Below are 20,900 nucleotides of genomic sequence, written 5' to 3'. Positions count from 1 at the left end.
GAAGCTCGCCCCCTCAAAAAACGAAATTATCCGAATATTATACGTGCATGACCGCAGCGCTGGAAGGCAAAAAAGAATCATCCACTATTTGTAAGCGAATGATTCTTATGGTAAATTATTTATATGCCTTCAGTTCGCAAGAGCCTACTTTATCGAATCTTTAGCATTGGATGTAAATCGATGAGAACCGCGCAGCCACGGGACATTGGAAGCTTTATCCGCCCTCGTTGCAAGGTTTCGTTTCATTTTGTATGCCAGCATACAGTTTCAAAAAGGGCCGTCATGTACAATAATGGTAATGAGTTTAGGTAACGATTAACGGCGATAGATCGTGAACTGTTTGTTCTTGACGCTAATTAATTGTTCGTCTTGAAGCTCGATCAACATCTTGGAGACCGACTCTCGTATGGAGCCTACCATGTTCGCCAGCTGCTGATGAGTCAGCTTGAACGGGATCATCACGCCGCCGTCGACGGGAACGCCTTTCTCGTCCGCCATGCGGACAAGCACTTTATGAAGTCTGGCTTTCAAATCCAGAAAGGTTAAATCGTAGATTTGTTCATTGGCGTTGCGGAGACGCTCCATGGTCTCTTCCAGCAGCTTCAGGCACATTTTGGGGTTACTTTCCAAGAAATACATAAAGTCTGTCCGGCTTAACGAGTACAACATCCCGGTTTCAATTACTTCAGCCGTTGCAGACCGCGGCATTCCTTTCCGAATCATGGCCATTTCCCCAAAATAGTCGCCTTCATGCAGAAGAGCCAGCGTAATTTCGCGCGATTCGTCGACCCTAAAGATCTTCACTAGACCGCTGTCAATGACAAAACATTCGTCCCCCAAGTCACCTTCCATGAATAGGATCGTGCCTCGGGTATAGGTTCTTTTTTTGAAGAGCGGTTCGATGGCTTTCAGCTCTTCCATATCGAGCCCTGCAAAAATAGGGATGCTCTTGAACAACTTGTGAAACATCACCATGATCGGTTCACTCTTCCTGTGCTGATGTTTAATCCCATTAAGCGATGAGAATTCTTCTCGGTTGAGCAGACCAGAAGATAGGAAATTGCATAAGATTAGGCGAATTTTATCAATAAGTGAGCCGCGCTTAACAAAGCGATTAAAAACGGGTGCTATTCTAGATCCAGTCGAACCTGTCGTACATGCCTTTATTATATGGGAGCTATGAAGCCGTCATCTGTATGTGGGCACTTGGATGCGGTGGAGCTAGTAGTGCAACCGACCATCTCTCATTTACATGGGGGTGGTCTATCTTTTTTCAGGAGGAATTATAACCATGAATGAAAAAATCGTTATTTCCGCGGAGAAAATCATCGAGCACCTGGGCATTTCGAATAAGTTCTTCGAGGCCTGGAAAACATTGAATCTTCAAACCGAGGAACAACATCCGTCCGCTTCGTCCGAGAAGCAAGTAATGTAAATATCCGCCTCAGCTGACATATGTCCTACTTTCGGACTATTCTCTTCTCATTGTACACAATATTTTTCGTCATGAAAAGACTTAATTTTACAAGAAGAGCAGCCCCGCCGCTCCTCTTCTTCCCTCTGCATAAATTTAGATGCTCACTCTAAGAATATGCACGTCGATCACCTTGCTTAAATCGATGAACCCGTCCTCAAGTCGTACCAGCGGCCTCTCCAACGAATGCGGATTTAAATACACCACTTCTCCCGACCTGCCATCCGTCAGCACGACTTTCCGGCCAACCATGCGCCCAACCATGTTTTCCAAAAAAATCGACACGATCTGGGGATCGAAAAATCCGAACTTGCCTTGGCGCATTTGATTCAATGTGTCATAGAACGGGAGCGGCTCATGATAGGGCCTTCGCGAAGACATGGCATGAAAGACGTCGGCCACGGCGACGATTCGGCTAAGCGGATCGATTTGCTCCCCGGTCAGTCCCAGCGGATAGCCGCCGCCGTCGCTGCGTTCATGATGCTGCAGCGCCACGAGCGCGACTCTGCCATTTAGACCGGTCGCCCCTTTCAGCATCTCGTAGCCAATCACCGTATGCTGCTTGACGATCGCGTACTCCTCGGACGTAAGCTTGCCGGGCTTGTTCAAAATTTCCGTCGGGATTCTCACTTTGCCGACGTCGTGCAGCGTAGCGGCCATGGCAAGCACCGACAATTCCGTCTCGTTCAGATTCATCCACTTGCCAATGAGCGTCGCAAGCACGCCGACGCCGATATTATGTTCGTAGGTATAATCGTCCTTGGCCTTGATCGATTCGAACAGTCCGAATACATCCGGTGCTTCCGCCGCTTGTTGAACGATCGGGAGCACCTCGTCCCGCAGTTCCATAACCGGGATTTTGCGCGTTTCCTGCATCTTCGCGAATAGCGCCTTCGAAGCCTTTACCGCCTGGCGTACCGCTGCGTCTTGCTTGCCGGCTCCCGATTCCCGCCGAAGCTTCGAATCCCGCGAATGTTCAACGTAAACGAGCGAGTCCGGGGTGATCCCGTGTTTGGCCAAGAGGGCTAAATGTCTTTCTTCCATAATCGTGAGAGCCGGTATAATCGTTAGTCCGTATGCGGTTGTCACGTCGTTCTTCAGTTTGAGTCCCAATAAGCTGTCCATTCTCGATTCCCCCAAAGCGTGCGTGCATCCCCTTCTCTTCATGTGGTCATGAGGTCATGCGCATACAGATGTTACCATTATACCAAATCCCGACGCCATGCGACTATATTACTAGAAAATTTGTCATATATTAGGCCGCGTCCAAAATACCCACACGAGGCTGAGCGTGCAGACGGAAAGCCCCCGGCATCGAAAAGGCCAGCACCGTTTATTTCGGCGCCAGCCCCATTCATCGCGTTAATTCTGTTCAAATATTGACCTACTTGAATCTATAGCGCATATAAGGCAAGCAGCCTTCCGTCGTCTGCTCGGCTTCCGCTGCTTCTTCCCCAATGCCGTTCGCATGCCTGCATGCGATGCCATTCCGCCCGGTATATCCTTCACGCGCATTAATGTGCGGCTTGCGGCGGGATTCGCTTGACCGGCGGCGTTTCTCCGCCCCCGTCCTTGCGATGGCGTCGGACATGCTTGCGAATGAAAGGCAGCAGGTAGTAGTCGAGACCGAAGCGGCCGGCGTTCGCGCCGGCAATCATCACGATGCCGCCCAACAAGATCAGCCAAGGGTTCGTGCTGACCGTGCCGGCGAAGAGGAACATGAAGTTCATCAGAAGGCCGAAGAACGCGGCCGCGGCGGTGAATCCGCCGACGATCAAGCCCAGCCCGACCAGCGCTTCGCCAAGCGGTATGACGAGGTTGACGAGCTTCACGTTCGGCAGCGCCCCGTGCTCGATGAATGTCGTAAAGGTCGGATAGACCAGTTCGCCCGTTGCGCGGTCCGCGACGGGGTTCGCGATCGCCCCTTTCAGGAAACCCGCGGCGTCGAAGCCGTCTTTCAGTTTGTGGAAGCCCGCATCGAGCCATTGCCAGCCGACATAGATCCGAAGAAGTACGAGCAGACCGGCGGCGTACGCGTTTTCGCGCAGAAATTTCATCATGACACTCACCCCTCGATTTACGTGAATTAATTCACATAGTATGGTAGAGTAAGCGGAGCCGCCCGCCGATGACGCTCGCCTTTGCTTGCTGCCGGCAGCCGCTGCTTCCTCTTTATGTCTTTATTTTACGCGATCAACTCACGATTCGCTGTGATCCATCTCACATCCGGTTGAAAAACAAAGCGATTTCCCGGGTCGCGTTATCGGGCGAATCGGACCCGTGAATGACGTTCTCTTCGACATCCAATCCGTAGTCGCCGCGTATCGTTCCCGGTGGCGCGGCCGCCGGATCGGTCGGTCCGATCAGCGATCTCGCGTTTTTGACGGCCCCTCTGCCTTCCACGATCATCGCGAATACGGGACCCGATGTAATGTAGTCCACGAGCTCGCCGAAGAAAGGCTTGTCCCTCAAATGTCCGTAGTGCGTCTCGGCGGTTTCCCGCGACACATTCATCATTTCCGCCCAGGCAAGCGTTAGCCCCTTCTCTTCGAACCGATTGACGATCTTGCCGATCAATCCGCGTCTGACGCCGTCGGGCTTAATCATCACGAATGCTTTCTCGCTCATCTGCCTCATCTCCTTATGACTATTATACCCGCTTCAGCAAACTATGCCGTGATCGGCGTCACACCTTCGCCGGCCCGTCCGGCAGCCGCAGCGTGACGACGCATCCTTCCCCCGGGGCGGTATCCACGGACAGCGTTCCGCCCGCGATTCGCGCCCGCTCCGCCATGCTGGACTGGCCGACGCCCTTGGCGACCGCTTTCGGATCGAAGCCTCTCCCCTGGTCAACGATGCGCGCGGTAACCGCTCCGTCCCGCTCTTCGACGCTTACCTCGGCAACATCGACATCGGCGTATTTGGCGATATTCGTCAGCGCCTCCTGCACGATCCGGTAGATGACCGTCTCTGCGGCGATGCCGAGACGGCCGCGCAGGCGGCAATCGAACGCCACCTTGATGCCATAATGCGAGGCGTAATTATCGATATAGGTGCGCAAGGCCGGCACGATGCCGAGATCGTCCAGCACCGACGGCCTCAGCTCCCATGCCAGCCCCCGCACTTCTTCGATAATGCCCGCGACCTGCTCGCGGATCATGGAGAGCTCCCGCTTCTCCGGCGCTACGGCGGAGATGACGCGATCCAGCCCGATCAGCATCGAGAACAGACTTTGCCCGATGCCGTCGTGCAGCTCGCGGGAGAATTTGCGCCGCTCCTCCTCCTGCACCGTCATGACCTTAGCCAGCGTCTCCTGCAGCTCTTCTTCCACCTTCTTCAGCCGGGTGACCTCGTTGCGGATAGCCAAATACTGATAGGGCTTGCCGTTCTCGTTCACGAAAGGAACGATCGTCGTGTTCACCCAGTAATGGGAGCCGTCCTTCGCCCGGTTGCGAATGTCTCCCCTCCATACTTTCCCGGTCTGAATCGTTTCCCACAGCTCGCGCATGAACGCTTTGCCGTGATAGCCGGAGTTGAGAATCCGATGGTCCTGACCGAGCAGCTCATGGCGCGAGTACCCCGATATCTCGCAAAATTTATCGTTCACGTATTGAATCTTGCCTTTATGGTCCGTCACGGCGACGATCGAGGACGCGTCGAGCGCCGATTTGACGTCGGCGAGCTGTTTGAGGGACTGCCTCAAATCGGCGCGGAACGCGCCCTCCTCCAGCTGCTCGTCCAGCCGGGCGAGCAGCGCCTCGACATGCTCGGCGATGACGTCGCGTTCCGGGTACATCGGATCGTTAGTCAAATTGCAGCAGCCCCTTCTTCATCGCGTATTTGATCAGCTCCGGCCGCGTCTTCAGCCCGAGCTTCTCCATCACGTTGCTTTTATGGGTTTCCACAGTCTTGACGCTAATCACGAGCTGTTCCGCGATTTCTTTGTTCGCGTAGCCTTGGGCTGCCAACGCCAGGACTTCCTTCTCCCGCTCCGACAGCGTGTCGAACACGTCCGTACTCTCGCCGCGCTTCATCCGCTCCACGTATTCGTTCATGAGCCGCTTCGTTGCGGTCGGATACAGGTAGGCGTCGCCCTTGGCGACGGAGCGAATCGCGGTGAGCAGCTCCTCGTGCGGCGCGCTCTTGAGCACGTAACCCGCCGCGCCCGCATGGATCGCCCGGAATAAGTATTCATCGTCGTCGTGCATGGTCAAGATGAGGACGGCCGTCTCCGGCATCCGCTCCTTCAACTCCGCGGCGGCCGTCAGGCCGTCTTTGCCGTGAGGCATGCTCAAATCCATCAAGACGACGTTCGGACGCAGCGATTCCGCCGCGCGAATGCCTTCATCGCCGTCGGACGCTTCGCCGACGACTTCGATATCGTCCTTGCCGCCCAGCAGCAGCCGCATCCCGGAGCGGACCATGGCGTGATCGTCCACGATCAAGATTGTTATCATTCCGATCCCTCTTTCCGATGTAACGTAACCTGCTCTAACCGATCTCGCCGCCCTGGATGCCGGATAGCAGGAGCGAAAGGCGGGAGTCCTCCCCCCTTCGCGACAGCTCGAACTTCGCGTAGGCTTCATTCCCTCTCCTGCCGAATAGCAGAATGCCGGCTGCCGAGCCTGTCGCGCTCTCGAGCAACGGGCAGGCGATTCCCGTCCCGAGCCCCTCGGCGAGCATGACGGGACACGCTTCCAGCAGATCCGCGTTCTCCCTGTCGTTAACAGTGTATATCGTTCCGTGCCGCAGCACCATACCGCCAAGGCCGATCCCCGGTTTAATCCGGATCTGTTCGACTTTGCCCTTGCGGCCGCCCAGCACGATCTGCCAGCGCATGGCGCGGACGTCCGCCGCCGGCAGCGCGATCGCCGCGAAGTCGCTGCGGCTGCTCGCCCGAAGCTGTTCCAATTCCAGCGCGAGCCGTTCTCTAATATACGAACCATTCACTGGTTTTTCACCCTTCTTTCCGCCGGTTGACCCAGGTTCGTTGCTCTCAATATTTTAAAATGTTCGCGGCGGCTTGTATGTAAGGGACTCCCCATTCGCGCCCGCCGACGGGGGAGGAGCTGTGAAATTTCTCGCGTGCGGTTGCCGATCCGATCGTGCCTTTTGCCCGTCTTATGGCATGCGCCTTCCGGTCCCTACATGCGGCAAATTTCTTTCGGGCAGTTCTCGCAATGGCAAATTTCGCGCAGGTAGCGCAGATCCTTGATCGTGAAGTGCCCGTCGGCGTATTGAATGACATCTTCTTTCTTCAGGTCGCTCAGCATCCGGTTAACGCTCTCTCGCGTGGCGCCGATCATGTCGGCCATCTCGGTATTGTTGATCTTCAAATCGATGAAGATGCCCCCGTCCTTGTCTTTGCCGTAGGAGTTGCCAAGCCGGATGAGCAGCGAGCACAGCGCGCCGGTCTTGCCGAACATCATCAAATCGCGGAATTTGGTCTGCGTCAGCCGATGCATCAGCCCCATCCACTTCATGAACTCCACCGCCAGATCGCCATGCTGCCACAACAGCACCTCCAGGTCCTTGCGCTGAATGACGCCGACCTTCGCGTCTTCGGTCACCTCCGCGCTGAAGCCGTGCACCGAGTCGTGAAACGGATCCATTTGCCCGACCAGATCGCCCTTCTGATGCAAGTACAGCGTCAGCGTCCGTCCGCTGTCCGACGATTTGGTCGTTCTGACCCGGCCGCCGAAAATGAAGAACAATTTATCCGCCTTATCCCCTTCCCAGAACAGGCTGCTGCCTTTCTCGGCATGTTTGATATACATGATACTCTTAAGCAGTTCGAAGCTTTCGTTCGATAATATCGGCTCCAGGCCCTCCGCGCGATTGACCGTCGTTCCCATTCTCGTCCGTCCCCTTCCGAGCCCCGACCGGGCTTCCTTGTTGCATTCATCATATCGCGAAGCGGCCAATGCCGAACATCGGGGACTCCCCTGATCTTTACGGCGGGGTTTCCCCCGCTCCGCTGTGAGGGAAATCACGATTTCGGCGGTTAATTCCCCCCATTCGTCTTCTCGTCCGGCCGGTTCTATGCGGGTAAACCCTGACGGACCCGGCGGTTGAACGATTTGCGGCCGACGCAAAAAAAGGCGCGGAATGCGCCTTCTTCGCCTTTTATTACCGCACGATGTGTTTCTTGGCCCGGTCGATGACTTCCCTGGCCCGCCGAACATCCCGATCCGTCGGGGCCGGCACGCCCTCGAGCGGGTATTCGCGGCCCAGCGCCTGCCACTTGTAAACCCCCATGCGATGGTAGGGTAGCAGCTCGAGCTTCTCGACGTTGGACAGCAGCGAGATGAATTCGCCCAAGGCGCTTAGGTCCTCCGCGTTATCCGTAATGCCGGGAATGAGCACGTGGCGGATCCACGTCGGCTTGCCGAGCGAAGAGAGCCAGCGCGCGAATTTGAGGATGCGATCGTTCGGCTGGGCGGTCAGCCATTCGTGCTTCTTCTTGTTCATCTGCTTCAAATCGAGCAGCACCAGGTCGGTATGCGCCATCAGCGCCGCCGCGTGGGCCGCCTCGCAGAATCCCGAACTGTCCAGCGCCGTGTGCAGCCCGAATCGTTCCTTGCATGCTTTGAACAGTTCGGCGACGAAGGGAGCCTGAAGCGTCGGCTCCCCGCCCGTCACCGTGATGCCGCCGCCCGAGCCTTTATAGTAGGGGATATACGGTTCGATCTCGGCCAAGATCTCTTCGACCGTTACTTGACGCCCTCCCGCCGTGTCCCACGTGTCCGGGTTGTGGCAGAACCGGCATTGCAGCGCGCAGCCCTGCATGAAGAGGACGAAGCGGATGCCGGGGCCGTCCACCGTCCCGAAGGTTTCCATCGAATGTATGCGGCCTTTCATGCGGGCCATGCTCCTCTCCATGATGCACGTCTAGCTGTCAAATTTCCCCGTGGAACGTGCGGCTAATGACGTCGAGCTGCTGCTCTCTCGTCAGCTTGATAAAGTTGACGGCATAGCCCGAGACGCGGATGGTCAGCTGCGGGTAATTCTCCGGATGCTCCATGGCGTCGAGCAGCTGCTCGCGGTTGAAGACGTTGACGTTCAGATGGTGCCCGCCGCTCGCGGTATAACCGTCCAGCAGCGCTGCCAGATTATTGAAGCGGACCGCGTCTTCCCGTCCGAGCGCCTTCGGAATGATCGAGAACGTGTTCGAGATGCCGTCCAGGCTATGCTCGTACGGCAGCTTCGCCACCGACGCGAGCGAAGCGAGCGCCCCTTTGCGGTCGCGGCCGTGCATCGGGTTGGCGCCCGGCGCGAACGGCTGGCCGGCTTTGCGGCCGTCCGGCGTGCTGCCGGTCTTCTTCCCGTAGACGACGTTCGACGTAATCGTCAGCACCGACATCGTCGGAACGGCGTCGCGATAAGGCTTATGCCGGCGCAGCCGGTTCATGAAGCCCTCGGCCAGCTCGACGGCCAGCTCGTCGACGCGGTCGTCGTTATTGCCGTACATCGGATAGTCGCCCTCGATCTCGAAGTCGACCGCGATGCCCTGCTCGTTGCGGATCGGACGCACCTTCGCGTAGCGGATCGCGCTCAAGCTGTCGGCGACGACCGACAGGCCGGCGATGCCGCATGCCATCGTCCGGACGATGTCCCGGTCGTGCAGCGCCATCTCGATGCGTTCGTAGCAGTATTTGTCGTGCATATAGTGGATGACGTTCAGCGTGTTCATGTAGAGCCCGGCGAGCCAATCTTGCACCTCGTCGAACCTAGCCTTAACTTCCTCATAGTCGAGCACGTCGGACGTGATCGGCGCAAGCTTCGGCCCGATCTGCGCGCCGAGCTTCTCGTCCACGCCGCCGTTGATCGCGTACAACAGCGCTTTGGCCAGATTGGCGCGGGCGCCGAAGAATTGCATTTGCTTGCCGATTCGCATCGCGGAGACGCAGCAGGCGATGCCGTAATCGTCGCCGAAATACGGACGCATCAGGTCGTCGTTCTCATACTGGATGGAGCTCGTCTCCGCCGATACGCGGGCGCAATATTGCTTGAAGTTGTCCGGCAGCTTCGTCGACCACAGGATCGTCAGGTTCGGCTCGGGCGCCGGTCCCAGGTTATAGAGCGTGTGCAGGAACCGGAAGGAGTTGCGCGTCACGCGCGTCCGGCCGTCCAAGCCCATGCCCCCGACGGATTCGGTCACCCAAGTCGGGTCGCCGCTGAACAGCTCGTTGTAATCCGGCGTGCGCAGGAATTTCACGATACGCAGCTTCATGACGAAGTGGTCGACCAGTTCCTGCGCTTCGCTCTCCGTCAGCGCGCCTTCTTGCAGGTCGCGCTCGATGAAGATATCGAGGAAGCTGGATACCCGGCCAAGGCTCATCGCCGCGCCGTTCTGCTCCTTGACCGCCGCCAGATAGGCGAAGTACAGCCATTGCACCGCTTCCTTGGCGTTGCCGGCCGGCGCGGAGATGTCGAAGCCGTAGGAAGCGCCCATCTTCTTCAGCTCGGCGAGGCTGCGAATTTGCTCGGATAGCTCCTCGCGAAGACGAATGACGTCCTCGGTCATCGCGCCCTTCTCCAGCTCCAGCAGCTCTTCCTTCTTGCCGGCGATCAGCCGGTCCACGCCGTACAGCGCCACCCGGCGGTAGTCGCCGATGATGCGTCCGCGGCCGTAGGCATCCGGCAGACCGGTGATGATGCCCGCCTTGCGCGCGGCCCTCATCTCCGTCGTGTAAGCATCGAATACCCCTTGGTTGTGGGTCTTGCGGATTTCCGTGAAGAGCCGGTCCAACTCGGGATTCAGCTTATAGCCGTACGCCTCGCAGGCGTCCGCCGCCATCCGGATGCCGCCGTACGGCTGAACGGCCCGCTTGAGCGGCGCGTCGGTCTGCAGGCCGACGATGCGCTCTTGCGCCTCGTTGATGTAGCCCGGTTCGTGCGAGGTGATCGTGGACACCGTATCAACGTCGATATCGTGGACGCCGCCCCGCTCGCGCTCCTCCTTCAACAGCTCGCTGACCCGCTCCCACAAGGAAACCGTATCCGCCGTCGGGCCGGCGAGGAAAGCCTCGTCGCCTTCGTACGGCGTGAGGTTGAGCTCGATAAAGGCGTTGACGTCGATCCGCTCCCGCCAGCTTCCCGCCGCGAATCCGCGCCATGCTTCCTGCCGATTCAACGCTTCTTTAACCTCTCGTTCTTTCATCGCCATGATTTACGCACCTCCGTTGTTCTATAGCTCTAAATTACAGGCTTTAGCGCCGCTTCACTATGACATTGCTCACACTGGGGCGGGATTTTGCCGGAAAGGCCCGTCTGGCCAAGTTCCCCGGCTGCTCCGCGGCGATGCGCGCCCAATCCGCCGGCGACTGGATCGCGCTCACGAACCGGCTGCCGATGCCATGCGCCCGGAACTCGGATTCCTCCAGCCGCTGCCAGCGAATCGTCTCCAACAGATCGGCCTTCGTCGTGCTGCCTTGGCTCAGCAACGCTTCGAGCCGATCCGCGCAGTCGCGGCTGTAGATGCCGTGCAGCGGATGGGGACCGCCCTCCGCCCATGGAAGTATCGCGTCCATGCCCTGCTCCTGCCGCTCCCAGAGCAGCTTGGCGGCGACGGCCGAAGGATAGGGCATATGGCAGCCGAGCAGCCAGACGGAGCGGTTCTTCGCGAGCGCGAGGCCGGCGTGCATGCCGCTTAAGGGCCCGCTTCCCGGATAATAATCGCTGATGATCCGTATGCTCCTGTCGACCGCGCGAAGGAAGGCCCCGGGCTGATCGGTGACGATCGTGATCTCGCTGCAGCAAGCCTGCATTTCCCGGATTTGCTTTTGAATCAGCATTTGGCCTTCCAGCACGTAGAAGGCCCGGTTTTCTCCCTGGGTGGCGGCATGCCCGCCCCCAGCCAATATGACGCCGGACAGCATAGGAATCAATCCTTTCGTTATCGAATGGCAACGTACGCTTGCCCTTTCATATCACCACGCTTCGTGCGGGCGCGCAGTGAGATCCGTCACGGCGCATTACCTACCCAGCCCCATATCCGATGCCGGCCGCATGCAGTCATTCGAGATTCAGCAAAAGAGGCCCGCTGCGATCTATCGCACAGGCGGGCTTTCCGTTAATCGGTATTCGTATCACATTCATGCATCGTCCTTGTTCGCATCGCCCGGTTGACCGGACTCCACGCGGCAGTCCGCGCAAATCCAGCTCGTCCCCGGCGCCGCGCCGTCTCCTCTCGTCCGCCCGCATTGTTCGCAGGTGATCATCGCCTCTAGCCTCCTTTACGAGAATAAATAATCCATATCCGTCAAAATATCTTCCGCCATCGGATAGATCAGCTCTTCCTCCATCTCGAAATGACTCGTCAAAATCAAGCAGCCCTGCGTCAAATCGTCGCAGCTTTGCTTGACCTCCGTCAGCGCGGTCCACGGTGCATCCACGCCCATCAAGCCGAGCAGCGCGTCGCTTGCCTGCAGGAACGATTCGAAAAACTGCACCGCCAGCTCGTGGTCCTTCTCCAGTACCCATAGCGAGGGCATGATCGTCGGCTCCATCTTCAGCTTGTAATAACGGGAGAAGAAGGGAAATACCTCTTCGTCCTCCCAAGCCGAGTGGCGCTCAAGCAGCGCGAGCAGCGACGCCGCTTGGGCCCGCAGCTCCGCAAGAATCGCGATTGCCCCGGCGAGACTCGTGCTGGAAGCCGTCCGGCTGCTGAGCTCGCACAGCGCGTCGCACTGAAGCTTCAATTGTTCGTGCTCGCGCTTCAGGCGCATCGCGATCTCCATGAACCCGCTGGCGCGGGCCGAATCGCCCGGCTCGAACGCCGCGGCCTTGCTCGTCGTCATCGGCATGGTCTCTCGCCTCCGCTTCGGTCCTTTAATCACTTTGATCGCTTTATTCCGCATCGAGATGTCCGTATGTGCCATCAAGCCGGCGGTAAACGAATTCGATCCGATTCATGCCCCACACGCCTCCTTGCTTTAGCATTTCGCTGTCTTCCGCGCAAAGGCCGAGAAACCTTCGTAATGTGAAATAAATCACATATCTACCCGCGATTCGCACAGCGGCACGAGCAGTTCCGTCTCCGAATCCAAATGTCCGCGAATCAAGCGGCACGCGTGCGCAAGCTCCGTCATGCCGAGCCGCAGCAGCTGTTCGTCTCGCAGCTCGAAGTACGACTGCATGTCGTGAAGATACGCGCGATAGCATTGGGCCGCGGTCTGATGCTCCTTCTCCAGCATCCAGAGCGACGTCGGCAAATCGGGATTGCTCTCCATCGGATATAAGTCGGACAACAGCGGGAACAACACTTCGCCCTCCCATTGCCCATGCCGCACAAGCTCCTCGCCGAGCGTCCGCGCGCAACGCTCCACCTGCCGGACCCGCGACTGCGCCGCCTCTACCGGGCAGCGCTTCACCTCTTCGGCCATTCGGCACGCCAGCGCGGCCGCCTCCCGAATCCTGCCGTGATCCTCCCGTAGCCTCTCTAGCGTGTGTTGAAGGTTTGCCATCGCTTGCATCCTCTTCCCCCCATATCGTTGTATTGGACAAGAAGAAGGATGCGCCCGTACATTCCGGCATCCCCCTTCGCGCCCGAATTTACTCGGGCACCTCGATGTGCACGCAGCCATCCTCGATCTTGACCGGGTACGTCCGCGCTTGGCCGGTGTCCGGCTCCTGCACCATGCCGTCCCGGAGCGAGATCTTCAAATCCCGCAACGGACAATAGATGTAATGCCCGCTTACGATCGCCTCCGCGAGCGGTCCGCCCTTGCGGTGCGGCGTACGGTTCTCGAGAGCGAATACGCCTCCATCCGACGTGCGGAATACCGCCAACTCCAAAGTACCGATCCGCACCTCCTTCCCCGCTCCCACGGGAAAGGCGAGCAGCGGGCCGACCGCCCTGTACGCGCGTTGCGTCTGTACGCTCATCGTTCATCAGCCTCCTTTAACCACTCTCAGTCTCTCGCCACTTCGATCCGGTGGTAGTACGCCTGCTGCAGCTTGCCGCTCTCCACGACTTCGCGCCACGGGTCCTGCAGCTTCGCCAGCGCCGTCTCCACGCGCGCGATCAGCGCCTTCCGGTTCTCGGCGTCTTCGATGACGAGCTTGCGCACCTGCTCCAGACCGATCCGCTCGAGCCAATCCGAGGTACGCTCCGCGTAATTGCCGGTCTCCCGGTAGTACTGAATGAACGCGCCGCAGATGTCCACCAGCTCTTCGTCGCTCTTCACTTTGCACAACAGCTCCGCTTCCTTCATCCGGATGCCGCCGTTGCCGCCGACGTAGACCTCCCAGCCGCCGTCGTTGCCGACGATGCCGAGATCCTTCGTGCCCGATTCGGCGCAGTTGCGCGGACAGCCGTTGACCGCCATCTTGAACTTCGCCGGCATCCAGAGCCGCTCGAATTTCTGTTCCAGCAGAACGCCCATGCCGATCGAATCCTGCGTGCCGAAACGGCAGAAGCGATTGCCGACGCACGTCTTGACGGTCCGCAGCGCCTTCGCGTAGCCATATCCCGACGGCATGCCGAGCTCTTCCCAGATCGCGGGCAGATCTTCCTTGGCGATGCCCAGCAAGTCGATTCGCTGTCCGCCGGTGACCTTCACCATCTTGGCGCCGTATTTGTCCGCAGCGTCGGCGATCTGGCGAAGCTGATCAGACGTCGTGACGCCGCCATACATCCGCGGGATGACGCTGTACGTGCCGTCCTTCTGAATGTTGGCGTGCAGCCGCTCGTTGACGAACCGGGAATCGCGCTCATCCTCGTGCTCCGTCGGCCATGCCATGCCCAAATAGTAGTTGAGCGCCGGCCGGCACTTCGAGCAGCCCTCCGGCTGCCGCCAATCCAGCACCGCCATCACTTCGCGCACGTTCGTCAAATGCTTCTCCCTGATGGCCGCCACGATCTCGTCCCTGGTGCAATCGGTACAGCCGCAGATGCCTTGTTTGGTCTCTTCCTTGGCTTGGAACTCGTCGCCGAGCACGAACTGCAGCAGCTGCTCGACGAGCGGCTTGCATCCGCCGCACGAGCGCGTCGCGCCCGTCTTGACCTTGATCTGATCGACGGTCGACAGACCGTCCTCGCGGATGACCCGCACGATGTCTCCCTTCGTGACGCCGTTGCAGCCGCAGACGATCTCCTCGTCGGCCATGCTCTGGACGGCCGAGCTCTTGGTACCGCCGCCCCCGCAGCAGCCCGAGCCGCCGCCGAACAAGTCCGCGTACAGCTCGTCGGTCATCGCGTCGCCCTCCCGCACCAGACGGGTGAGCAGCGGCGCGTCCTTCACGTCGCCGTACATGACCGCGCCGACGATCTGATTGCCGCGAAGCAGCACCTTCTTGTAGACGCCGCGCCAATCGTCGTGGATGCGCAGCACCCGGTGATCGGGGGCATCGAGGTATTCGCCGGCGGAGAACACGTCCACGCCGGATATTTTGAGTTTGGTCGATACCGAAGAGCCTTCGTACGGCGCCGTGTTCGCGCCCGCGATCGTCTTCGCGAGCACCGCGCCTTGGTCGAACAGCGGCGCGACCAGGCCGTAGCAGACGCCCCGATGCTCGCAGCATTCGCCTACCGCGTACACGTCCGGCGCGCTCGTCTGCATGTAGTCGTTCACCTTGATGCCGCGTCCGGTCTCGATGCCGCTCGCCTTCGCCAGCTCCGCGTTCGGGACGATGCCCGCGGACATGACGACCAGCTGCGCGTCCAGCTCTTCGCCGCCCTCGAACCGCAGACCGCTCGCCTCCGCCCCCCCCAGCACTTCAACGGTCTTGGCGCCCATCCGAAACTTGATGCCCTGGCGCTCCAGCTCCGCCTTCAGCAGCCCCGCCGCCGTCTGATCCAATTGACGCTCCATGAGCGTATCCATCAGATGGACGACCGTCGTGTCCATGCCCAGCTGCACGAGTCCTTTGGCCGCCTCGAGGCCCAGCAGGCCCCCGCCGATCACCGCCGCTTGCTTCACGCGTCCGGCCGCGCCGATCATCGCCTCGCAGTCCGCAATATCGCGGAAGCCGATAACGCCCTTCTTGTCCGCGCCCGGAATCGGGAGCACGAACGGCTTAGAGCCGGTCGCGATGATCAGCACGTCGTATGCCGCGTTATCGCCCGCTTCGGTATGCACCCGCTTCGCCGCCGTATCGATCCGCGCGACTTTCGTGCCCGTATGCAGCGCGATCCCGTTCTCTTCGTACCACTCGCGGCTGTTCAGAATAATGTCGTCGATCGTCTTGCTGCCTTCCAGCACGTAGGACAGCTGAATGCGATTATAGTTGGGATACGGCTCCTCGCCGTACACGGTAATCTCGAAGGCGTTCGTCAGCTTCAAAATTTGCTCCAGCGCGTTGATGCCGGCCATGCCGTTGCCGATGAGAACCAGCTTGCGCCGCTTGTTGTTCGTTCCGGTCATGATCATCACTTCCCAATCTTCTTGGTCTTGGGTTCATTATAAGGAAAGCGGTTCGGCTTGCCTGTGATGAAAATCACGCGGGAGAACCTATATTTGCGCTCGTCGTTCGGCAGGCGTCCGTCCTTCGCCAGGCGTTCGCTTCTTCAACCGGCACGGCCCGTAATCCGCCTTCGGAATGACCGCCGCCTTGATGCCCGCCAGCCAAATCCACCACGATTCCGGCAGCTTGTCGTCGAGCCAATCCATCAGCTCCGCCTCCGACCGCCATGCGGCCAGCCCGTTCGCACGGACGACGGCGACGTCGAGCCCGTCCTCCAGACTCGTCTCGATCTCGATCGACGCGCCGGCGAACAGCTTCCGGGCCAGCGCCTCCACGTCGTCGATCAAGACGCGTCCCCCCCATCCGGCCGGGCGTATAAAGCAAAGACCGGCGTTGTATTCGCACGTCATCCGCGCCACTTCCTTCCCTCGTTACTCCGCATCGCGTTCCCTGCGATAGAGCCAGAGCGCGGCGGGAAACAGCAGCACGTTCAAGCCCGCGACTACGAGCGTGAGCGCGTAGCGTTCATAAAAGAACGCGTTCACGACCTGCTGCGTGCACACGATGCTCAGCAGCAGGACAAGACTCAAATAGACGACGCCCCGGTAGCTACGTTTCATATCGCTTCACCCCGGTGGCGTAGATCGTCCCCTGCTTCACAGCGAGCTCGATCTCCGGCAGCGGCCGCCTTGGCGGGCCCGCCTTCGGCCTCCCGGTCCGCACGTCGAAGACGCCGTGATGGCACGGGCAAAGCAGGTCGCCTTCCGCCTTGTCCCAGAATACCGGGCATTTCAGATGCGTGCAGGCATTGTGGTACGCCTTGTATTCGCCATCGCCTAAGCGTACCAGCAGGGCGGTATCGTGCTCGCCGGGATACGCGAATTCCAGCGCCTCTCCTACCGGCAGATCGGCAGCCGATCCGATGACCCGTTCCGGGTAAACGCGCTTGCTCCCCTCCGCCAGGTGCTTCGCCGCGATCGCGCCCCACGGCAGCGTCGAGACGGCGAAGACGCCGGCTGCGCCGACCATCGTCTTCAGGAAGCTGCGGCGGTCCAGCTTCCGTTCATGGAACTTGCGGATGTTGTGCGTGTAATTATCTTCGTTCAGGGGCACGCCTTGCGCCGGCGTTTTCTTTTGGTTGTCCTCGCTCATGCTGGTGGCCTCCTTAATACAGCTTTTGTATGCCTTGAAGAATGCCCGGCAGGCTGATTTTGACGTTCGTCTCGCCTTCGAGCGGACTCTCCGGGGAACGGCTCGCGCTCCACTGCCCGATGGCGTGCCGCTGCTCCTTGGTCTTCCATTCTTCCTCGGTCAGCCACTGCAGCGTATTGGTCGGACAGACCGACGCGCACATCGGCGGGATGCCTTCTTTGGTCCGGTCGTAGCACAGATCGCATTTGTACATCAGGTTCTGCGCGCGGTCGAACTTCGGAATGCCGTACGGGCAGGCGATCGTGCAATTCTGGCAGCCGACGCACTTCTCGGTCAGCGCCGAGAGCACCGCCCCTTCCTTCGTCACTTGAATCGCTTGCGCCGGGCAGCTGCGCGCGCACGCCGGGTCGATGCAGTGCAGGCACATGAGCGGGATCGTCTGCCGGTCTACGAACGGATTCACGTCGAGCACGTAGTTGCGGTTGCGCTCGTCGTGCCCGCCGCATTGCGTGCAAGCCGCCAAGCAGCTGCGGCAGCCGACGCAATTGTCCATTTCGATATAGAGATAATGCTTCATCGGAAGCCTCCTGTCTGCGCGGGCGATGATTGTGATGCCATCGCGATCCTTTCGATCTGGGCGGCGCACGCCTTGAACTCCGGCATGCGGGACATCGGATCGAGCGCGGCGATCGTCAGCAGATTGACCGAGTCGTCATGGCCGAAATGATACGGCACGAACACGGTATCCGGGCGGATCGCCTCCGTCAGCTTCACTTTGAAGCGCGCCTCGCCCCGCCGGGTATGAAGCCGCACGAGCTCTTCATGCGCGATGCCGTACTTCGCCGCCGTCTCCGGATGGACCTCGACGAACGGTTCCGGACACATCGCGTGCAGGAACGGAATGCGCCGCGTCTGATTGCCGGATAAGTAGTGATAGACGACCCTTCCTGTCGTCAGGCGCAGCGGGTATTGCTCGCACGGCTCTTCCGCCGGCGGCCGGTACGGCAGCGCGCACAGCTTCGCTTTGCCGTCCGGATGATAGAACGTCTTATCCAGGAACATATGGGGCGTGCCGGGGTCTTTCTCGTCTTTGCACGGCCAGAACACGCCCTGCTGCCGGTCGATCTTCTCCCACGTCGCGCCGAAATAATCGGCGTAGCCACCTTTGGACGCGAGACGGAATTCGTCGTTGATCGCCCGCGCCGAGGTCAGGTGGCGGAAATAATCGCCTCTGCCGAGCCGCTCCGCCAGCTCGACCTGCATGAGCCAATCCGGCTTCGACTGCCCGACCGGCTCTTGCGCCTTGTTGATCTTGATGATGCGGCCCTCCAAATTCGTCACCGTGCCCTCGTCCTCGCTCCAGGTCGTGGAAGGCAGCACGACGTCGGCGAACTCCGCCGATTCGGAGAGATAAATATCCGAGCACACCATGAAATCGAGGCTCATGAGCGCGGCCCGCACCTCGTTCAGGTTCGGCGCGGAGACGGCCGGGTTCGAGCACAGCAGGTAGAGGCTCCGGATCGTCTTGTTGGTCATGAGCTCGAACATTTCGTACGCCGAAACGCCGGGCTGCGGCATCTCGTCGGGCCGGATGCCCCATACGCGGGCGACGTCCTCGACGTGCTTCGGATTCGCGATTTTACGGTAGCCGGGGAGCGCGTCGGCTTTCTGCCCATGCTCCCTGCCGCCTTGACCGTTTCCTTGCCCCGTGAAGGTGGCCACGCCGGACTTGGGCCGTCCGATCTTGCCCGTCACCAAGCACATATTCGTATAGGCGGACACGTTGTCCGAGCCTTTGTGCTGCTGCTCGATGCCGCGCGCGAACATGACGACCGCGTTCGGCGCCTTGCCGTACAGCTCCGCGGCGCGGATCAGCTTCTCCGGCGCGACGCCCGTAATTTCGCTCGTGTATTCGGGGGTGAAGAGCTTCACCGTCTCGGCCAGCTCCTCGATCCCGTTCGTATGCGCCCCGATGAACGCCTCGTCGGCGTAGCCGCCCGCCAGCAACAGATTCACCATGCAGTTGGCCAGCGCGAGATCCGTTCCCGGCCGCAAATCCAGGTGAACGTCCGCGCGCCTTGCTATCGGAGTCTCCCGCGGATCGACGACGATCAGATACCCGCCCCGGTTCTGCACCTCCCAGATGCGGAACATCGAGGTCGGGTGGCATTCCGCGGTATTGCTGCCGGCGATGAACAGGCAGTCCGTCTCGTTCAGATCCGTCCACGGCAGCGTCGATCCCCGGTCGATGCCGAACGTGCGCAAGAAGCCGGCGGCCGCGCTGGACATGCAGAATCGCCCGTTGTAATCGATGTACCGGGTTTGCAGGCCGACGCGGGCAAACTTGCCGGTCAGATAGCATTTTTCGTTCGTCATGGACACGCCGCTGAACACCGACAGCGCATCCCGACCGTAGCTGTCCTGCAGCGATTTAAACTTGCGCACGATTAAGTCGTACGCTTCCTCCCAGGAGGCTTGGCGGAATCCTTCCTTGGTTCCCCGCAGCGACCGGTCGTCGCGAATGAGCGGCGTCATGAGGCGATCGCCGTGATTCGTCTGCTGGTAGGCGGTGACGCCTTTCGGGCACATTTTGCCCAGCGTGACGGGCCAGTCGTAGCGCGGCTCGACGCCGATAATGGTATTCGTGGCCGTGTTGACGCGCAGATTCATGCCGCACTGCATGCCGCAATAGGAGCAGTGAGTCGGAACGAGCTTTTCGCCCGGATGATGTTTGTTTGCAATGGGCGCCTTGACGGCTCCGTTATCCTTTGGCATCCTGGTTCGCCTCCTTCGCGCGGATTTGATGGGTGGGTATGCCCGTGAACCGGGACATCCGGTATTTGCGGCGGCAGGGCAGGCACAATTCCGCCAAGTGCGCGCCTTCCTCCGTCTTGAATTCCAGGCGGTTCTGTTTGAGCACGTCGACGACGTCCCGCGACTGTTCCGCCGATACGAATTCCGTGCCGCACACTTTGCATGCTTTGGGTTCCGCCTGGCCGTAATGGTCGCGATAATTCCTCGCCAGCACGCTGAGCGGCCGCATCGGAATATGCGCAAGCTTGCCGAACGGCAGATAGAGCAGCGTCAGAATGACAGCCCACTGGTGGACGAGCGACATGACCGGATGGCCGAAACCGTGCAGAAAGATATTGCTGAACGTCAGCAGCAGCCCCGTCACCGAGATGAACAGCAGCAAGTATAAGGGGAGAAAATCGTACGCGAAGCTTTGCTCGGCCAGCGCCTGCTTATGGCGGATCCGCCGGTACAGCGCCATGCAGACGCCGCCGATGACCATGAACGCCGTAATATTAAGCGCATTGTAGAAGAGGAACGCGATCCAGCCGTCCGCCGGAACTCGCAACAGGTCGATGCCGAACCCGACGACGGTGTAGGTGCCGTTGTCCGCCATCGTGAAATACATCCATCCGAACACGAGCGGGAACGTCACGAACGCGGACAGGATGCAGCCCCAGCCGAGCAGGATATGCTGCAGCCAGCGGTACCAGCCCCGGTTCCAGATGAACCGATGCACGACTAGATGATCCGCCGCCACGGCGGGCGTCGACCTTCGGAAGATCAGCCGGATTCCCTTGCGCAGCAAGATACGGGTCGGCGGACGCTCCGCCCAAGCCATGAACCGGTAGAAGAAGCCGCCGATGAAGACGACCGTGCCGACCATGTAGCCGTATAAAGCCAAATCCAAGTGCGTAAAAAAACGCGATCCTATGTACATGAGCGCCGCCAACGCGCACACCGCGGCGAAGACGTTTCTCGCCCATCTCGAAGCAAAAGCTCGATTCATGTTCACTGCCCCCCGCTTCCAACGTTTCTGTAAGTAGTAGACCACAACGCCCGGGGGGCCCGC

At 59.7% G+C, this 20,900-nt stretch carries 23 protein-coding genes and 1 riboswitch; of the genes, 1 reads left to right on the top strand and 22 read right to left on the bottom strand.

Annotated features, from left to right (window positions below):
• Nucleotides 1-315 precede the first annotated feature (315 nt).
• On the bottom strand, nucleotides 316-921 hold the full coding sequence (locus BCM02_RS22620) for a Crp/Fnr family transcriptional regulator (protein WP_246183507.1): 606 nt from the start codon (nucleotides 919-921) through the stop codon (nucleotides 316-318).
• Between the two features lie 242 nt (nucleotides 922-1,163).
• A riboswitch (cyclic di-GMP riboswitch) is annotated at nucleotides 1,164-1,248 on the top strand.
• A 43-nt stretch (nucleotides 1,249-1,291) separates the two neighbouring features.
• On the opposite strand from BCM02_RS22620, the gene BCM02_RS35395 reads away from it, so the two are divergent.
• Nucleotides 1,292-1,435: a hypothetical protein gene (locus tag BCM02_RS35395; RefSeq protein ID WP_187434360.1), complete on the top strand. Its 144-nt coding sequence runs from the start codon at nucleotides 1,292-1,294 to the stop codon at nucleotides 1,433-1,435.
• A 135-nt stretch (nucleotides 1,436-1,570) separates the two neighbouring features.
• Here the strand turns inward: BCM02_RS35395 and BCM02_RS22615 are convergent, their stop codons facing one another.
• The 21 genes from BCM02_RS22615 to BCM02_RS22520 all read right to left on the bottom strand — a co-directional run bounded on the left by BCM02_RS22615 (nucleotide 1,571) and on the right by BCM02_RS22520 (nucleotide 20,837).
• Nucleotides 1,571-2,599 (bottom strand): HD-GYP domain-containing protein, encoded by a 1,029-nt coding sequence (locus tag BCM02_RS22615; protein ID WP_148931412.1) that lies wholly within the window; start codon nucleotides 2,597-2,599, stop codon nucleotides 1,571-1,573.
• A gap of 389 nt (nucleotides 2,600-2,988) precedes the next feature.
• A complete protein-coding gene (locus BCM02_RS22610; protein ID WP_187434359.1) occupies nucleotides 2,989-3,534 on the bottom strand; it encodes a TQO small subunit DoxD in 546 nt (181 codons plus the stop codon).
• A gap of 160 nt (nucleotides 3,535-3,694) precedes the next feature.
• Nucleotides 3,695-4,102, bottom strand: a complete 408-nt coding sequence (gene ndk / locus BCM02_RS22605) for a nucleoside-diphosphate kinase (protein WP_148931411.1) — start codon at nucleotides 4,100-4,102, stop codon at nucleotides 3,695-3,697.
• A 58-nt stretch (nucleotides 4,103-4,160) separates the two neighbouring features.
• A complete protein-coding gene (locus BCM02_RS22600; protein ID WP_148931706.1) occupies nucleotides 4,161-5,270 on the bottom strand; it encodes a sensor histidine kinase in 1,110 nt (369 codons plus the stop codon).
• 7 nt (nucleotides 5,271-5,277) lie between these two features.
• Complete coding sequence (locus tag BCM02_RS22595) at nucleotides 5,278-5,931, bottom strand: response regulator transcription factor (RefSeq protein ID WP_148931410.1); 654 nt, start codon at nucleotides 5,929-5,931, stop codon at nucleotides 5,278-5,280.
• Nucleotides 5,932-5,965: 34 nt separating this feature from the next.
• Nucleotides 5,966-6,424, bottom strand: coding sequence for a hypothetical protein (locus BCM02_RS22590; RefSeq protein WP_148931409.1), 459 nt, complete (start codon nucleotides 6,422-6,424; stop codon nucleotides 5,966-5,968).
• Between the two features lie 194 nt (nucleotides 6,425-6,618).
• Nucleotides 6,619-7,329, bottom strand: coding sequence for a Crp/Fnr family transcriptional regulator (locus BCM02_RS22585; RefSeq protein ID WP_148931408.1), 711 nt, complete (start codon nucleotides 7,327-7,329; stop codon nucleotides 6,619-6,621).
• A gap of 274 nt (nucleotides 7,330-7,603) precedes the next feature.
• Nucleotides 7,604-8,335, bottom strand: coding sequence for a pyruvate formate-lyase-activating protein (gene pflA, locus BCM02_RS22580; RefSeq protein WP_148931407.1), 732 nt, complete (start codon nucleotides 8,333-8,335; stop codon nucleotides 7,604-7,606).
• A gap of 37 nt (nucleotides 8,336-8,372) precedes the next feature.
• Nucleotides 8,373-10,643, bottom strand: coding sequence for a formate C-acetyltransferase (pflB, locus tag BCM02_RS22575; RefSeq protein WP_148931406.1), 2,271 nt, complete (start codon nucleotides 10,641-10,643; stop codon nucleotides 8,373-8,375).
• Between the two features lie 43 nt (nucleotides 10,644-10,686).
• Nucleotides 10,687-11,355: a molybdenum cofactor guanylyltransferase gene (gene mobA / locus BCM02_RS22570; RefSeq protein ID WP_148931405.1), complete on the bottom strand. Its 669-nt coding sequence runs from the start codon at nucleotides 11,353-11,355 to the stop codon at nucleotides 10,687-10,689.
• Nucleotides 11,356-11,571: 216 nt separating this feature from the next.
• Entirely contained in the window at nucleotides 11,572-11,697 is a 126-nt protein-coding gene (locus tag BCM02_RS36380; protein ID WP_281288222.1) for a hypothetical protein, read from the bottom strand.
• Between the two features lie 15 nt (nucleotides 11,698-11,712).
• A complete protein-coding gene (locus BCM02_RS22565) occupies nucleotides 11,713-12,282 on the bottom strand; it encodes a hemerythrin domain-containing protein (protein ID WP_148931404.1) in 570 nt (189 codons plus the stop codon).
• 186 nt (nucleotides 12,283-12,468) lie between these two features.
• On the bottom strand, nucleotides 12,469-12,942 hold the full coding sequence (locus BCM02_RS22560; protein ID WP_187434358.1) for a hemerythrin domain-containing protein: 474 nt from the start codon (nucleotides 12,940-12,942) through the stop codon (nucleotides 12,469-12,471).
• A gap of 88 nt (nucleotides 12,943-13,030) precedes the next feature.
• Nucleotides 13,031-13,363: a nitrite reductase small subunit NirD gene (gene nirD, locus BCM02_RS22555; protein WP_148931402.1), complete on the bottom strand. Its 333-nt coding sequence runs from the start codon at nucleotides 13,361-13,363 to the stop codon at nucleotides 13,031-13,033.
• 26 nt (nucleotides 13,364-13,389) lie between these two features.
• A complete protein-coding gene (gene nirB, locus BCM02_RS22550) occupies nucleotides 13,390-15,843 on the bottom strand; it encodes a nitrite reductase large subunit NirB (protein WP_148931401.1) in 2,454 nt (817 codons plus the stop codon).
• A gap of 87 nt (nucleotides 15,844-15,930) precedes the next feature.
• Complete coding sequence (locus BCM02_RS22545; RefSeq protein ID WP_148931400.1) at nucleotides 15,931-16,302, bottom strand: hypothetical protein; 372 nt, start codon at nucleotides 16,300-16,302, stop codon at nucleotides 15,931-15,933.
• Nucleotides 16,303-16,314: 12 nt separating this feature from the next.
• Nucleotides 16,315-16,503: a hypothetical protein gene (locus BCM02_RS22540; RefSeq protein ID WP_148931399.1), complete on the bottom strand. Its 189-nt coding sequence runs from the start codon at nucleotides 16,501-16,503 to the stop codon at nucleotides 16,315-16,317.
• Entirely contained in the window at nucleotides 16,493-17,035 is a 543-nt protein-coding gene (locus BCM02_RS22535; protein WP_148931398.1) for a Rieske (2Fe-2S) protein, read from the bottom strand. Before BCM02_RS22535 ends, BCM02_RS22540 begins: the two co-directional genes overlap by 11 nt.
• Before the next feature lie 13 nt (nucleotides 17,036-17,048).
• Complete coding sequence (locus BCM02_RS22530; protein WP_148931397.1) at nucleotides 17,049-17,612, bottom strand: 4Fe-4S dicluster domain-containing protein; 564 nt, start codon at nucleotides 17,610-17,612, stop codon at nucleotides 17,049-17,051.
• Nucleotides 17,609-19,810, bottom strand: coding sequence for a molybdopterin oxidoreductase family protein (locus tag BCM02_RS22525; RefSeq protein ID WP_148931396.1), 2,202 nt, complete (start codon nucleotides 19,808-19,810; stop codon nucleotides 17,609-17,611). Before BCM02_RS22525 ends, BCM02_RS22530 begins: the two co-directional genes overlap by 4 nt.
• A complete protein-coding gene (locus tag BCM02_RS22520) occupies nucleotides 19,797-20,837 on the bottom strand; it encodes a YfhO family protein (RefSeq protein WP_148931705.1) in 1,041 nt (346 codons plus the stop codon). The genes BCM02_RS22525 and BCM02_RS22520 overlap by 14 nt, the downstream gene beginning before the upstream one ends.
• Nucleotides 20,838-20,900 lie beyond the last annotated feature (63 nt).

Origin of the sequence: Paenibacillus methanolicus, assembly GCF_008124765.1 — a bacterium.
GTDB lineage: Bacteria > Bacillota > Bacilli > Paenibacillales > Paenibacillaceae > Paenibacillus_Z > Paenibacillus_Z methanolicus.
The sequence above is the reverse complement of the archived record's forward strand: the minus strand, read 5'-3'. Positions and strand labels throughout refer to the sequence as shown.